Annotated in this window: 12 protein-coding genes and 1 pseudogene; 5 read left to right on the forward strand and 8 right to left on the reverse strand. The window is 41.6% G+C overall.

The annotated features are described in order from the left end of the window. The first annotated feature begins 80 nt into the window (after window positions 1-80). A complete protein-coding gene (locus BN2684_RS04855) occupies window positions 81-1,028 on the forward strand; it encodes a tRNA dihydrouridine synthase (RefSeq protein ID WP_058301056.1) in 948 nt (315 codons plus the stop codon). Window positions 1,029-1,161: 133 nt separating this feature from the next. Here the strand turns inward: BN2684_RS04855 and BN2684_RS04860 are convergent, their stop codons facing one another. From BN2684_RS04860 to BN2684_RS24190, 7 genes and pseudogenes are all read right to left on the reverse strand, one after another. Next, a complete protein-coding gene (locus tag BN2684_RS04860) occupies window positions 1,162-2,598 on the reverse strand; it encodes an ATP-binding protein (RefSeq protein WP_234340168.1) in 1,437 nt (478 codons plus the stop codon). Between the two features lie 1,282 nt (window positions 2,599-3,880). Continuing rightward, complete coding sequence (locus BN2684_RS24430) at window positions 3,881-4,543, reverse strand: hypothetical protein (RefSeq protein WP_148449887.1); 663 nt, start codon at window positions 4,541-4,543, stop codon at window positions 3,881-3,883. A 353-nt stretch (window positions 4,544-4,896) separates the two neighbouring features. Continuing rightward, window positions 4,897-5,415 carry a Cthe_2314 family HEPN domain-containing protein gene (locus tag BN2684_RS25330; RefSeq protein ID WP_159065762.1) on the reverse strand — a complete coding sequence of 173 codons (519 nt, stop codon included), beginning with the start codon at window positions 5,413-5,415 and terminating at the stop codon, window positions 4,897-4,899. Between the two features lie 41 nt (window positions 5,416-5,456). After that, the gene (locus BN2684_RS04875) at window positions 5,457-6,335 is read right to left on the reverse strand and encodes an IS3 family transposase (protein WP_108722159.1); all 879 of its coding nucleotides are present in this window, start codon (window positions 6,333-6,335) and stop codon (window positions 5,457-5,459) included. After that, on the reverse strand, window positions 6,332-6,649 hold the full coding sequence (locus BN2684_RS04880) for a transposase (RefSeq protein ID WP_058301060.1): 318 nt from the start codon (window positions 6,647-6,649) through the stop codon (window positions 6,332-6,334). The genes BN2684_RS04875 and BN2684_RS04880 overlap by 4 nt, the downstream gene beginning before the upstream one ends. Before the next feature lie 22 nt (window positions 6,650-6,671). After that, a complete protein-coding gene (locus BN2684_RS04885; RefSeq protein WP_058301061.1) occupies window positions 6,672-7,607 on the reverse strand; it encodes a hypothetical protein in 936 nt (311 codons plus the stop codon). A 1,090-nt stretch (window positions 7,608-8,697) separates the two neighbouring features. Then, a pseudogene (locus BN2684_RS24190) lies at window positions 8,698-9,125 on the reverse strand (NADH-dependent alcohol dehydrogenase); the annotation flags it as partial. Between the two features lie 343 nt (window positions 9,126-9,468). Here BN2684_RS24190 and BN2684_RS04890 point away from each other — a divergent pair. Together BN2684_RS04890 and BN2684_RS04895 are read left to right on the forward strand one after the other, a co-directional pair. Then, the gene (locus BN2684_RS04890; protein WP_058301062.1) at window positions 9,469-10,386 is read left to right on the forward strand and encodes a DNA-methyltransferase; all 918 of its coding nucleotides are present in this window, start codon (window positions 9,469-9,471) and stop codon (window positions 10,384-10,386) included. Further along, entirely contained in the window at window positions 10,386-12,119 is a 1,734-nt protein-coding gene (locus BN2684_RS04895; protein WP_058301063.1) for a DGQHR domain-containing protein, read from the forward strand. Before BN2684_RS04890 ends, BN2684_RS04895 begins: the two co-directional genes overlap by 1 nt. Window positions 12,120-12,154: 35 nt before the next feature. On the opposite strand, the gene BN2684_RS04900 is transcribed toward BN2684_RS04895, so the two are convergent. Beyond that, window positions 12,155-12,394 carry a hypothetical protein gene (locus BN2684_RS04900; protein ID WP_058301064.1) on the reverse strand — a complete coding sequence of 80 codons (240 nt, stop codon included), beginning with the start codon at window positions 12,392-12,394 and terminating at the stop codon, window positions 12,155-12,157. Window positions 12,395-13,305: 911 nt separating this feature from the next. On the opposite strand from BN2684_RS04900, the gene BN2684_RS04905 reads away from it, so the two are divergent. Together BN2684_RS04905 and BN2684_RS04910 are read left to right on the forward strand one after the other, a co-directional pair. Continuing rightward, window positions 13,306-14,226, forward strand: coding sequence for a VOC family protein (locus BN2684_RS04905; RefSeq protein WP_058301065.1), 921 nt, complete (start codon window positions 13,306-13,308; stop codon window positions 14,224-14,226). 267 nt (window positions 14,227-14,493) lie between these two features. Further along, window positions 14,494-15,936, forward strand: coding sequence for an alpha-L-fucosidase (locus BN2684_RS04910; RefSeq protein ID WP_058301066.1), 1,443 nt, complete (start codon window positions 14,494-14,496; stop codon window positions 15,934-15,936). The last annotated feature ends 351 nt before the right edge of the window (window positions 15,937-16,287 follow it).

The following is a 16,287-nucleotide window of genomic DNA, read 5'->3' on the forward strand; positions in this document are numbered from 1 at the left end:
ACGGCACAATGGAAGGAACGTTGCTTTCATTGTAGACGTTAAGGCTACAACTCGACTTGAATGAAGGAGCTAGCAGATTGATGAAATTTTATTTCGCCCCTATGGAGGGGTTGACGGGGCATATCTATCGGAATGTCCACCATGCTTTTTTCAAGAATGTCGATAAATACTTCTCCCCTTTTATTGTTCCCCAACAAAACGAAAGCTTCAAAACCCGGGATATCCAGGATCTTTTGCCGGAGCATAATCAAGGACTGGTTTTGATCCCGCAGGTGCTGACGAACAATGCCAAAGACTTTTTGCATACGTCGAAGAAACTGGAGCGGTTGGGGTATCAGGAGATCAACATCAACCTGGGTTGTCCTTCGAGGACGGTCGTTTCCAAGCATAAAGGGTCGGGGTTTCTTGCAAAACGAGAAGAACTGGATCAGTTTCTAGATGAAATCTTTGCTCACGCGGAAACCAAGATCTCCCTAAAAACGAGATTGGGAAAAGACGAACCGGAGGAGTTTTATGCGTTACTCGACATCTTCAACAAATACCCGTTAGAAGAGCTGATCATCCATCCCCGAATTCAAAAGGATTTCTATAAAAACACGCCGAATCTGGACATCTTCAAGCATGCCTTGGAGAATAGCAAAAACCCGGTTTGCTATAACGGAGATATTTTTACCACCAAGGCGTACCAGGAGATTTCCGCTAAGTTTCCTACGGTCGATACCTTCATGCTTGGAAGGGGGTTATTGTCCAATCCGGGGCTGATCAGCGGTATTACCGACACGAGGAAAATCGACAAAACCCTGCTGAAAGACTTTCATGATCAAGTGTATGAAGGATATAAAGGTGTACTCTTTGGAGATACGAACGTGCTGTATAAAATGAAGGAGTTATGGTTCTATATGATTCAAGTGTTTTCGGATAACGCCCCCTATGTAAAGAAAATCAGGAAATCCCAACGGTTATCCGATTACGACGAAGCGGTAACAAGCTTGTTCAGAGAACAGGAACTTTTAGAAGATAGGGTCTAAATCGAATAGGAGGACGATATAATCCAGCCTATTTTAAATAATCACGAATACAATAGCCTATCCTACTATGAAGGACACCTAATGGAGTACCCTTCATTTTGCTCTATAGACGATACGTTGAATATAGATAACGTTAGGATCTAAATAAACTCCAGAATCCTTTCGTTGATTCTTTCTTTAGGGAATAAGACGTCAGTTGACCCAGTAGTTGGGTTAGTCCTTGCTCAAATTCCATCGATTCATCATCCGCTCCTGTAAACGCATGGGTAATCTCATGCAAGAGGGTCCCAGAAAAATCAATGACACTCCCTAGCTGACTTCGCTTGATTGTAATTCTTTGATCCAGCGGTTCCCACAATCCAAGGGCCTCATTACCCATATAGTCCACCCGCATGGTTTCAGATATTCTTATTTCTTTGATGTTTTGTGTCTGGGATTTCGGAAGCCAGTTGATAATCACATCCTTAACAGCTAGTACATCCTGCTCGGTTTTTGAAAGTTGATTTAGTGAAACAATTCTAAATTCAAAGCTGTTGTTAAACTCTGTGCGATAACCAGCCAAATCAAGGATCGGCTGACCTTGGATATCTTGTAGATTGCCTAAACGGTGGGCAATTGAATCAGGAACAACCACGATCCGATGTCCATCGTTCTGGGCATGAGTTACTAGCGCCCCTCCATTCCGCAATTGATCCGGTGTCAAAAAGATCACTATTTCATTGGCATTCAAGATTTTACAGGCATGGATTTGTACGTCCGTCCATTGGAGTTCATCGTGAAGATGACCAGTTTCAAAGTTTTTTAGGTCTGCTGCCAACTTATCAGCTACCGAAGATGATGAACAAGATAACAGAATGGATTTCACCCGATCGGTATACGCACTTCGTCCCACGTTAGTTCTTTCCCGGTTGAGAGCTTTGCGAAGAGCAGCATTCAATGATGTAATGTTGTAAGAAAAGAGAAAATTCTCTTCCTCGGCAACATAGAGCCCATTTACATAAATTCGTGCATGGTTCTTCTTCGGTTTCAAAACCGAGCCGTAGGGGAGCGTTTCCAATACTTCGTCTCCCGAAAAATGCAGGAAAAAATCTTTGGCTTGATACATGTCCTCATCTTTGATTCCGATCAAAATAACATCTGTTCCAATGAAATTGGGATCTGACGGCGGATGGACCACCGCATGAAGCGTGACAATATCTTCAAACCCATGCTTGTGACTCTTATCCATTGATATATCCGCATGACGGGAACGAATTAAAACGTGGACTTTCTTTCGATCAAATGTCGCTAATGCATCCTTAAGCCCTACTCCAAACTTTCCAATCACTAGCTCTGGGTTTTTCAGTTTTTCCTTATTCTCGTTCTGTGTAAAGTGTTCATACCTTAACCCCCTGCCATAATCACGGATATGCCAAGCCCCCTGCTCATCCTTGTAAATCTTCGGTTCTATTGTCTTGGTCAACATGTGTTCGTCGAAGGCATTTGCAATGATTTCTCGTAAGGCAAAGGCAATGTTCCAATGTTCAAGTACCTTTTCAATATTTAGGTCAAACTGACGTACCACTTCCACTTTTCTCATCCCCTTAAGGTATGTACTTGGATATCTGTTACAAAAATTTTGCATCTCCGATTGATACTTTAGTAAATTCACCCAATAGAAGGATGGGTGATACCATGTTAAGAGTCCTCATGTGGGAAAAATATCGCAAGCTTGGTGTCGGGCACTTTGAAAACGTCAAAAAAGTGATTATGCAACAAACCTATCCCGCCAGATAAAAAAGACAATAGATATAGTTCAGTTTTGGGTCTTTTCCGGACAACGGAATTGCCCCATTTCGTCAATGATTCGGCAGGAGAGAAACAGCCTCTGTTCATGAAGCAGGGCGATTGAATGCAATTGATGTCAGATGACTTTTGATTATTCAACAGGTTAAAGAAATATTAGCATACTCTCTTAGTTCCTTTTCACCGGATGAATTAGCTTATTTGTCTTTAACAAGTAAGAATGAGTTCCCAATTAGAGACAAGTTCGCGTTCGAGGTCTTCAAGGCATATCCACAAATGATTGTATCACGCGAGTAAGAAGATAGATTCAGAACTATTCTCGGATGGAGGGAATGTAAGTCTGACAGATATATTTGAGTTTAAATCGTGGTACTTATTTGATGTTTATAATGAAATAGAAGTCACTAATGCAACAGATCATGACTTTGTAAAAAAAAATTTCGGGTCTTTACCCCGATGCCAAACAATTTGCAGTAATAATAGCTACACATCCAAAACAGATAATCAAGTTGAAATATTTAGATATTGTGAAATATCTTTCTCCTCTTAATAAGATGACAAAGAACAAAGAGCTTATAAATGTTCCTAATGAATGTAATCAAAGAATTGAAGAGCACTACTCCGTTCTAGGTTATAGAGTAGAGATAGTTGAATACAAGGCTGGTGCAGCTTTTGAATGTCAAATAGACATATATGCATGGGTTATTGAAAAACTAAAATAACAAATTACGCTACCTCTCCAAACATCCTATCCTAAGCATCACGCGGCGGCGGATTGTGGATTTGCAAGCACGTTCGCATTTATGAACCATTTTCCATATAAAGCCACAACGATTAATGATGGGCAGGGATTCGATAAGATCAGATCTAGATTGTAACAGCTTTACATCAAAAAGCATCAGTGCCTTTAAATGCGTCATTATGACACTATGAAGGTACTGATGCTTTCTATGTGTAAGCATATTGATTGATTTCTTGATATCTTCGTAGATATATTAGTCAGGGATACGAACGAATTTATTTAATCCTAATATTCGAATTGATGATTATATGATTACGCCATTAACTTATTTTGCAAAACCATTTCTTGTTAGGTACTTCTTCATATCAACAACATCATTGGGATCAATACGATAGATCTGTTTGAACAACCTCTTTAAATGGTCATAGCGCTGATGTATATATTTCGTTTTTAATGTTGGTATTGGATTGTGTTTACTTCTCCACCTTTTCGCGAAATCCTGTTTAGCGTGTTTCGATCTCAATGGTTCCGAATCGCGAGTAGTCATTATTCGAATTATTACATCACCTAATCCAACAACACCCCGAAGATGAAGTTTTATCCTCTCTCCAACAAAAGGTATGGGTGCATGGAGCGGTACCTCCTCAAGACCTAAATCAGTTATATTAGCAATTCTTGCGAATTCATTGTAAGCATCAAGAAGTTTCTGATCAGCAAGTCCACCATGATGCATAATACAATTACAACATTCTTTGAAGTATCGATAACATCGTATCAAATTATCTAATTTACTAGATGAATATTTCTTTGAAGCTGTATATGATAAATAGAAAGTGTTTTTTAAGATAATTGATTCGTGATTGCAAATTTCGTTAATTGTATAAAATATTCCCCAGAGTCTTCCTCGTGGGTCTACACCAGTAGGGAATTGTAATTGTTTTTCATACCATTTGATTCCTGTATTTCCAAAACCTAAAGTAGTTAACACTTGTGTTATCCAGCTTTCGTGCATTGCAAAGAGATTAGAATTCGAAATTTTGAAAACACTTCGAGTTGTTCATCCCAAGCCTGATTAATACATGATTCTTTATAATCCACGCTTGGTAGTCCACTCCCATAAACGAAGCGTCCGGCTAACTCCACTATATTTGCATCAGGCCTGACTGATAAGTATCCATGAACTTGCCATCGAAAGTTCCATAATGCTGACGCTGTGGGTCAAAGAAAGTTATATAAATCAATGACCTGTTGTTCAATATCCTTACTGGCTTTAAAGAAATAATTTGCCATGATAATACCCCACTATTGTTTTTTAGATACGACGTAATCAAAAATACTATGTTATTTCGGCTGAATGGGATTTTCAGAAAATAACTTCATAATCTTCGATATAATGTTTTTAAGTAGTTCAATGTTTTTGCTTGCTGAAATCAGGTTATATACATTACTCCATTCACTATCTCGAATATTAATAAAATTCTCTTTAGTCATATAGTGATAATTATCTTGTCTCAGTTTTGCTAATTCTTTATATTCTTCTGTATTAAATATTGATCTGGCTATTTCAATAAGATCACTGTTTTTTGGGACATTTGCGATATGCCGCATAAATCGTTCAAATGTGTTCTGCTCCTCTTGTGTGTTTGTATAAATACATAAAAGATTAGCGAGTTTATCATAGACAGCATAAATCCGATATATGGCTGATTCAATAAAATATGAGTAATTCATGTTATGGAAGCATACAAATTCTTCGTTTAGTTCGGAGTTATTTTTCATTGATTCGTGAATTAGAGAATATGCAAATTGTAACGATCGATTGGCTTCATGTAATCTAAAAATTACATCAGTGTGAAGCAAAATGAATTTAGAATGTGGACCTCTGTCAAGAAAGTGGACGGTCAGGAAGCGGAATGAGTAGAAAAAAGAGCTGCAAAACGAACAGGAGAGAGATAGCCTAAGGTGCTGTGGATTCGTTTGCGGTTGTAGTAAAACTCGATGTATTGGAAAAGGGAATGGTAAGCCTGGTCCTTGTTCTTGAAACGGGGGTTGCAGTAAATGAGCTCTTTCTTCAAGATGCTGTGCCACGACTCGATGCAGGCGTTGTCATAGCAATTGCCCTTTCGGCTCATGCTGGGTTTCATGTGATAGAGGCACAACTGATTTCGGTAGTCTTGAGAGGTGTATTGCGAACCTCGGTCGGAGTGGTGAATCAAGCCTTTTTCGGGTCGCTTGGCTGCATATGCATCTTGTAAAGCACCGAGTACGAGGCTCGTTTCCATGTGGTGATCCAGACGCCATCCAACAATCTCACGCGTACATAGATCCATGACGCTGGCCAAGTACAAGCGCCCTTCTCGACAAGGAATCGAGGTGATGTCCGTCACCCATACCATATTCGGCTTCGGCACCCTGAATTGTTGATTGAGGTGGTTGGGGGAAACGGGATGGTCGGGATTGGAGCAGGTTGTCTGTACCCGGTATTTTCTGGACACAACCGAGCGGAGGCTCATCTCTCGCATGTATACGCTCACGGTACGCTCAGAGATCGTATGTCCCTCTTGACGAAGCAGTCGGGTAATCTTCGGGCTTCCGTACCGCTTCTGATGGTCGGCGAAGTGATATTGAATGCGCTTGAGCACAATCGCTTTGCGTCGCTTCTGTTTACTCGACCGCTCGACTCTCCACTTGTAATACCCGCTCCGTGAAACCCGTAGGGTTGTGCACATCTTCTCCAAGCGGAACTCGGAGCGATGATCCTCAATAAACCGGAATCTCAGTTCTTTGGTTTGCTGAAGATGTGCACTGCTTTTTTTACGATGGCGAGCTCTTCTTCCACATCGGAGAGTTTTTGCTCTTTTTCATGGAGTTGCCGGTTTAGTTCGCTCAACTTCGCTTCCAGTTCACGTACCCGATCTCCGCTAGCTGCCTGTTCATATTTCAGTTCACGGTACTGGCCCATCCATTGGTGGAGGGTGCCTCTTGGAATGTTGAGTTCCTCTGCTAGATCCGCTACTGTTTTTGTTTGTTCCTGAATGAACCGCACGGTCTGCTTTTTGAATTCCTCGTTGTACCGTTGTCGTTGTTCGCCCATGGGGACACCTCCGTTGGCTTCATTATCCGCAGTCTGTTAGCCGGTGTCCACTTTTTATTCTAGTTGCATGTTCATCTAATTTGGTTAAGTACTTATTTAGTTTTGGTCGTAGTGCTTCAAATGTTGATATTGCCTTGGTAATGTAATTCTGGTTTTGCTCTAGTCGAGAATCTAATAATTGTTTCTGTAATTCAATAGGGACTGTCTCATTTATTTTCTTTAAGTCAAGTCGAGCATCCCAATTAAGAATGTTTAGGTTAATGAGATCATTATAAATAAAACTTTGAGATGAGAGTTGTTCTAAAAGTATCATAATAACTTTATAAAGAGTTGCAGCGTTTTCATAACAAGACCACGCTACCTTTTTCATATCATCATCTTGAGAATATTCAACGTGTTTTGATAAACGATGATCGTTGCTCTCCCTGAAATCCTCAATTGTTGGGAAATAGCCTCTCGCCTTTAAGTCTTCAATTAAAGAACTAACTCTGCTTTTCTGAAAAGTTTCAACCTTTTTCAATGCTCTGTATACCGCAGAAGATTTTCCTGAGTTTTTAGAAAAATCATAACCATGAATGAATGCAGATAGGCGAAAGGTACGTTCCCATGCTCCCATAACGTGTAGAAATGAATTATTTAAAAAGTAACGAGAACTAAAGAAGGTATCGTCTTGTTTATGCTTAAGTCGTTCTTCGAACATGAACACGCCGCTAAGCGCTAAATAGCTAAATCGATGAATTTCCTCGAGAAGAGAAAACAAGTATCCATTATACGAAAGTTGCCTATCGTAGTGATTTAATAGTTCTATAGGAATAGCAGTTGATATTGTTTTTGTAACATATTCTCTATTCTGTTGGAATAAAAGACCACTCGAATCAAACTTGCTGTTTATGAACTCGTTTTGATTTATTATATCCAAGCATTCTTTTTGTAGGTCTTTATTTGGTTTGTTTTTCATTATTTATCAACGCCTCTTGTTGGTATTATTTAGCGCACCTTGCTTTTATTATAGTTGTATTGTATAAAATGTGAAAGGTATCAAAATTGGTAATATCTTTGTCGATCACTCCAAAACTTCTAAGTATCCCTCTGAATTGTAGCTTTGTTAATCCACAGTTCGGAAAAACGACTCCTTTTTCGTTCAAAATGATAATGGATAATGCCGAACAGGGTCCACCAACCAAGAGACAATCATGTTAACCATAAGTATTTTATGTTGGACATAGGCAACAACAGCTCTAATCATAATTAGCAGTAGGGATGAAATACTGTCATTTGCATCTAAGGGAATACGTTTTTAGGATGATATATTGTTAAGGTGGATCTGTATTCCATATTTGCTTATATAGATAAAATTACAATGTTCAAATTTTGAGGATTTACTTTCTTGAGTGCAATAAGTGGTTGATTCAACCTTCCAATCCTATTGGAGGCGACTGAGATGCAACAGACAAAATCGAGAAGAATTTACCGCGTCAGTTTGATATTCCTGGATCTGCTTCTTGCGGGGGGGGGGGGGATTGTATGGTATAAGTTCCCCTTTACGGCTGATCGGTATCTACCACCTAAGGAAAAGATTCAAACGATTTCTTATGGGACCCTTGTTGCAGATTGAGAGCTTAAATCTAGGGACATTTATATCAGGGATCGGAAAAGGATCTCGGAGTTTTACGGAAAATTTCGCTATGTGCGTGGCGTCCGGTTGCTGGGAGAACGAAATGTCATTAATACCACAAAGTCCATTTGGATAATTCCGGTTCGCGTGGATAACGGAAAGGAAAAACTCGTGAGTCTGGAAATGAGCAGCGGAGGCGATTTCAGCCTGAACGGCGGGAAAAAAAGCGTATCGCTTGTGGTCCCGTCCGAAGGATTCCCTCTTTACAAGCTTGAAAGCCTGCTTTTTCGGACGAGAAGTGAGGGCTTAGATCGACATAACAGCCTGAAAAAAAAGATCGCCTCGTCTTCTTGGCATTCTAGCCAAGGAGAGAGCGATCTTTTTTCACGAAGTGGGCCAGTGAGTCCGCTGCGAGGCTTAATGCCGAACCTTTTTACAGCGAGCGGCGGTGGATGATGGCGAGCATGTCCTCGCGTTTGAGCTTCCGGAAGTGGCCGAACGGGCCATATACCATTACCTTATCGATCATTGGTTTCCAATTGGCTGCTAACGATGTCATAGTCGGCGAGGCGGGACAGAGTCCCTATGCTCGTCCAGAAGGGGCGCATTACTTGAATACCTTCCAGACCAAATTACCATGCTGATTTGTTGGCTGGGTCGATGCCGAAGACGTTGACGGCCATTTGCTTAAAGCGCTCAGGGCCTGCGTCTAGCACATGCTCCATCCAGTTCGGGAAGAGGATCGCGAGGTCGCCGCCGTGCTCGATGTTGTACGTCGCCCAGTCGCCGCGAATGCCCATGGAGATCATTCCGTTGCGCCATGGTTCCGCGGTAGAGGATCGCCTCCCGGTGCTCGAAGCTGTTAGCAGCTTCGGAGATGGTTAGATCGATTGCTCGCCGATCTCTTGGTCGGAGATTGGAAATTGTAGATGAAGTCTCACATATGACTGTACAGCGTGCGATGCTCTCATAACTATTTGCAATGCCATGGAGGAGGATCTGCGACTCCTCTTTTTTAAGGGAATATATACCATATCCAGAATAGCAGTGTGTGCGTTGAATCTCACCCAGTAGTACGGAGATACGGCCTTGATGAAGAGAGGTGCGTAGAACTTTAGACCTATCGTCACTTGAAAAATTGGTCAGAAAATGGTTTAATATAACAATATACGGATGGCCATTTAGTACTCTAGGGAGTGCGGTTATGAAAATATATAAGAGATTTAGTGCAGAGAACCGTATAACATTATATAACGGAGATAGCTTAAAACTATTAAAACAGATCCCCAGCAATTCCGTAGATATGATCATCACTTCTCCCCCGTACTGTATTGGCAAGGAGTACGAAGATCCTCAAAACGACATTGAATCCTTTAAAAACGAACATAAAAGGATATTCCCCGATATATATAGAGTGCTTAAGCCTGGCGGAAGTCTTTGCTGGCAAGTAGGATACCACATTAATGACGCAACGGTATTTCCTTTGGATTTTTTTGTATATGATATATTTGTAGAGGGAAGTAAAGATACAGAATATCCGTTACTATTACGAAATAGGATTATATGGACTTTCGGTCATGGTTTAAACGGTACGCAACGTTTTAGCGGACGACATGAAACAATATTGTGGTTTACGAAAGGTAAAAACTATAATTTTGATCTTGATAGTATACGAATTCCACAGAAATATCCTGGTAAACGTTCATATAAAGGTCCAAACAAAGGTAAATTAAGTGGCAATCTCTTAGGAAAAAACCCATCCGATGTATGGGACATTCCAAATGTTAAGGCTCAACACGTAGAAAAAACGGAGCATCCTTGCCAATTTCCAGTTGCTATACCACGAAGGCTAATAAAAGCGCTAACCCCCGTCAACGGTTTGGTTTTAGATCCGTATGCTGGAGCGGGTACGAGTGGGGTAGCCGCTGTATTAGAGAATCGAAGATTTGTCGGAGCAGAGATATTATCCCAGTATTATGACATTTCTATAGAACGAATTAAAGCTGCCGAACGCGGAGAGGCAAAAGTACGAGAGGATGTACCTGTCGTAGAACCAAATTTGAATTCTTCAGTTGCAAAACTGCCGGAGGAATTTGCAAAAGCAAGGGGAGAGTACTACTGATGGCAAAGAAAAGAAAGAAGCTAACTGAAGAACAACTGGTTAAACGTCGTGATGCAGCATTTCGCAAGAAAATACGGACGACATTTACAAATGCTGGATTCATCTACCTTAATACACTAAATAAGCATCAGAAAATAGGTAGCCGAGTCATTGAAGTGGATGCAGTATTTTTATATGAAAATGTCATGCTAATATGTGAGGATACGGGGGCGGCTGCAAAGGATAAAGACCATATCCGAAAGAAGAAAGAGGCATTTGTCGAGATTAATAGGAATTTTCCGGAATTTTTCAACTGGTTGAGCACTACATTCCCTGAAAACGAGGAAAAATTAAAATCGTACAAAGTGGATCGATACATAGTCTTTAATCTCTACATTTCTCAAAACGAACTAAACTTAACAAGAGATGAACGGTCTTTATTCGACAATATTTTATTTATTGAGCCACAAACTTTAAATTATTTTAATAGAATTACTCAATGCATAAAATTGTCTTCTCGTTTTGAGATATTTCGATTTTTGGGGATAAAGAATGATGATATTGGATCATCAAAAAGCGATGCCGATATAAAGTCCATTAAGGCTCCAATTATTTGCTCAGAAGACTCCGTAGGAATTTATAACGGAGTTCGCGTAATATCATTTATGATGTCGGCTGATTTATTACTTAATACATCTTATGTAATGAGAAAGGATAACTGGGAAGACTCAAATTGGCCATATCAAAGACTGATCGAAAAAGAAAAAGTTGCAAGTATTAGACGCTTTTTAGCTGAAAATGGACAAGCTTTTTATAATAATATAATAGTTGGACTTCCCAATACTGTTCGTTTTGTAGACGCTTCTAATAACTATATATCCATCGATAAAATAGGAGACCTTGAGAATTGTAAATTGTCGATACCTGCAGAATGGAATAGTATCTGTGTTATTGATGGACAACACAGAATTTTTGCACACTATGAAGGCCCTGATAACGACAAATTTGAGAAAAAAATTGCACCACTAAGGAAGAAACTTCATCTATTAGTCACTGGTCTTATATTTCCTGAAAATATGTCTAAAATCGAAATCGCTCAAATTCAAAGCAAAATTTTCTTGGAGATTAATTCAAATGCCAAGTCTGTACCTGCTGATGTTTTGCTTCATATTGAAATGATTAGCAATCCATTTTCAGATATAGGTTTAGCTCGTCGTGTTATTGAAAGACTAAACAAGGAACAAGTCTTTCTTAATATGTTCGAGTTATCGTCTATTGACGAATCCAAGATCAAAGTAGCATCAATAATAAAATTTGCTCTCCGTTATCTGGTTACATTAATACCTTCAGGGGGGAAAGACAGTTTCTTTACTTATTGGGATGAAAATAAAAAAGGGCTTTTATTGAAAAAGGAAGAAACATCTCTTAATGAGTATATAGAATTTTGTGCAGACAACTTAAGAATCTATTTTTCTGCAATAAAAAAGAGATTTACTAATGATTGGCATGATAATAGTTCTAAGATATTATCTGTAACATCTATTAACGGCTTCATTATTGCATATACACGACAATTAGCAGTTAATGGAGTTCAATCGTTTGAATTTTTTGATAGAGCATTTCAAAAGCTCAATGTTGACTTCTCAAAGGATAATTTCCCCTTTACCTCCAGTCAATATAGAAAGTTCTCTGATCAGATTATTAAAGAGGCGTTTGGGCTGGAACCCAACACTCAAGAAGACTCTACATTTTAACATAAATCATCTCTGTTAAGTGTTAAGTTTTTAAGTTACTTAATCCTTAGAACAAATGATATTTCAACTGGTTCTAAGCTAATTTGCAGGCTTGTTCTTACTTCTTCAACAAAATGCGAACAAATCATTTTTTCATCTCCCTCTCCCAGATAATATTTCCATCCAAGAACCGAATTTGCCAACCCTTGAAGAGCATCATATTGTGCTATGGAGAAATCATTATTTTTGAACAAATACATATCGCCATTTATTGATAGTACTATAACTGATAGCATTGTAACCTCCTGTTTTCTGTAATGCGAGGGGTTAGTTTTTTTTTTTTATCATCTATAGCTCTTATTATTGTTTACCGTTTTAATAAATATATGCTTATTTTCCTTACTTCATGATGCGCCCTTCAACCCTTACACGTATTACATTTCTTTATTAATACATAGCCTATTGGAATAATGGATAAATCTTGCTTCCATCCTACCTTTGTATGGGGAACGCAGTGTAACAATCTGCTATAAGCCAGATTCAAAAGTGATATGACTGCTCTTCATTTCGAATCATTGTCCGGGTAGCTATGCAATTAAACGTTGATCTAACTTTATTCCCGCCTGATTATGTAGATGGGTGAAGTCCCAAACTATGCAGCATTCTATCAAAGAATCTATTCAATCTCATTCGGCCAATTGTGGATTTGCTGATCCACGGTTCGCCTTCATAGGTATGACCAGTGAGCGTGTTCTTAAAGGGTATGCTCACTGTTTTTTTGTGGGATGTAAGCTATGCATGGAGCCGTGGGAGCAGGGAAACGCATGGTCAAAGCTGAAATGAACGTTGTGCGGCCTTGGAGCACCAAAAGGATTGACGATATTTGGTGCTTTTTGTATTCTGGTGATGAAATAAGTGTTCTTTTTCACTATCAAAATGGGGGCTCAAGCATTTCAAGAATGTCCTGTTATATTTGATGTATTCAAGATAGCCCATTCAGATTGAACAAGTGTCGAAATGAGCTTGGGAAGGACGTTGGTATTATGAGAAAAATTCCAAAATTTAGCAGCTTGTTGCCGGTACGCCATCACGCCAGCGATGGGGGGCAATTGATACTGACATATTCCCAAACCGTGTTCGAACGGCTCAATTCGGGTATAACAATAGAGAGGTGTCAAAATTCCTCCGCAAGGGGGCTGTTTGAATAATGTCAATCCGTTTAACCGATCAAAGAATCGTCCCACATGTATGGTACGACAAGGAGGCAAAAGAAGCAGCAGAGTTTTACGCTTCCGTATTCCCGGACTCCAAAATTACGGATGTAACCACCTTACATAACACACCATCCGGCGATAGCGATGTAGTCTCTTTTGAAATATGGGGGCAGAAGTTTATGGCGATCAGCGCGGGACCCTATTTTAAAATTAATCCGTCTGTGTCTTTCATGGTTAACTTTGACCCCTCTCGAGAGAAAGATGCGGAAGAGAGATTGAATGAGGTTTGGAGCAAATTATCGGATGGCGGTACAGCGCTAATGCCGCTCGATAAGTACCCGTTCAGCGAAAGATATGGCTGGATTCAGGACAAGTATGGGTTGACGTGGCAGTTAATTCTAACCAACCCAGAAGGCGAAGTACGCCCTACGATTATACCGTCGATGTTGTTTGTCGGGGATCGATGCGGCAAAACGGAAGAGGCGATTCATTTTTACCTGTCCGTATTTAAGAACGCCAAGCAGGGACTTACGGCTCGCTACCCCAAAGGTATGGAACCCGACAAAGAAGGGACGATCCTATTCGCTGACTTCATGCTTGAAAATCAGTGGTTTGTCGCAATGGACAGCGCGCACGAGCATAGATTCAGTTTCAACGAGGCCATTTCATTCATGGTGTATTGCGACACACAAGATGAGATTGACTACTACTGGGATAAGCTCTCTGCGGTTTCGGAAGCCGAGCAATGCGGTTGGCTGAAAGATAAGTATGGGGTGTCCTGGCAGGTTGTGCCCAGAGAGATGGACGAGATGATGAGCAAGGGGACACCGGAGCAGATTGCTTCCGTAACAAAAGAATTTCTTAACATGAAGAAATTTGATCTTGCGGAATTGAAGGAAGCATACAACAGATGATGGGGTTCGGTCTCCGCGAATTGTGGAGTTGCCAAGCCATCGTTGATTTGATGGGCCAACATCAATTTGTTGTTTTTTCGAATAGGGATTCACCTCACCGTGGCCCCATCATGTAAATCCACAACTGCAAGAGGTTGTGGATTTTTGCTGTTTCTATCGATATTCTAGACTTAGAAAGTTTGACTGAATGGGTGCAATATCTTTCGAAACAACTAAAAAGCAACTACCGTTGCTGGAAGTCACCATACACCGAGAGGAGACAATACTATGGGCGTTTCTGCAATCGAGGCTGCACAGATCGTCCCGTCATCCCGGCAGATGGCGTGGCAGCAGCTGGAGTTTTATGCTTTTATTCATTTTACGGTCAATACCTTTACGGATCGGGAGTGGGGGGACGGGGCAGAGTCTCCTGATTTATTCAATCCGACGGAATTAAGTGCATCCCAGTGGGTGGAAGTGTGCAAAAGCGCGGGGATGAAAGGCTTGATTCTGACCTGCAAGCATCATGACGGATTCTGCCTTTGGCCGAGTCGCTGGACGGATCATTCGGTCGCGAGCAGCCCGTGGCGCGAGGGAAAGGGCGACTTGGTCAAAGAGGTGTCGGACGCTTGCCGGGAGGCTGGACTAAAATTCGGCATTTATTTGTCGCCCTGGGACCGACACGAATTGAGCTATGGAGATTCGGACAAGTACAACGCTTATTTCATTAATCAGCTTACCGAACTCGTGACGGGCTATGGGGACTTGTTCTGTGTCTGGTTTGATGGAGCGTGTGGCGAAGGACCGAACGGCAAGAGGCAGGTGTACGATTGGGACGCTTATTACCACGTCATCCGATCCCATCAGCCGGGGGCGGTGATCTCCGTGTGCGGCCCGGATGTTCGGTGGTGCGGCAACGAGGCGGGGCATACCCGGAAGGTGGAGTGGAGCGTCGTGCCTGCGAGCCTTAAGGATAACGAGAAGATTCAAGCTCATTCGCAGCAGGTGGATGACAGCAGCTTTGCCAAGCGAATCGGCTCGGATGAAGAGGATCTGGGCAGCCGTAGGACCCTGTCCGCGACAGACCGTGTCGTCTGGTATCCCGCCGAAGTCAACACGTCGATTCGCCCCGGCTGGTTTTATCATGAACACGAGGACCAGCAGGTGAAATCGGTTCCTCATCTGGTGGACCTATACGAACGGACCGTTGGGGGCAACTCCACCTTCCTGCTCAATCTCCCGCCGGACCGCCGGGGACTCATTCATGAGAACGATGCCGAAACCATGCGCTCCTTGGGAAAAACATTGAAGCAGATGTACGGACGAAATCTAGCCTTGGGGGCAAAAGCAACGGCTTCCGCATGCAAGAGCGATGAGCATGAGGGGAGCCGGGCAACGGACGGAGATCCGGGAACCTACTGGCGAACCGAAGAGAATGTGGAAGAGGCAACCCTCGAAATCGAGTTGGGGACCATACAGACCTTTGATCGTATCGTTCTTCAGGAAGCGATTATTCAGGGCCAACGAATCGAGAAGTTCCATATGGAGAGGCTTCACCAGGGACAGTGGCAGGTATTCTATGAAGGGGAGATCGTGGGATATAAGAAAATTTGCCGCTTCGACCCCATTGAAACAGACCGTATCCGCATCTGCGTAACTCAATCCCGCTGGTATCCGACCTTGCAGGCGGTTCAAGTGTACTGCACCGGAGCAAAGGAACTTCATATCTAGGTCGGATACAGGGAGGGAGATACAAACGATCTATATTCCTGCGGGCAAGGTGGATTTTGGCTCCGATCACGGCGTCAATCGGTATGAGAAGTGAAAGCGACCTCGTGATGAGGTTGCTTTTTTTTGGATAAGCTGCACATTCCATTTTATCGATTTATTACATGCGGACCCCGTCGTGTGGATGCGCAGCGGCTTCAACCGGTATGAGAAGTGGTACGATAACCGCGGTTCTTGAGTTGACAGCGTACTTGGCGGACGCAGCTTTGTAGGCATTCTAATGACGAGTGCTTATGACTTGGAGTTGCCACAGGGGACGATCTGTGATCTAATAGTAATAATTACGAATAAGGA

The organism is Gorillibacterium timonense, from assembly GCF_001457415.1.
Taxonomy (GTDB): Bacteria; Bacillota; Bacilli; order Paenibacillales; family NBRC-103111; genus Gorillibacterium; species Gorillibacterium timonense.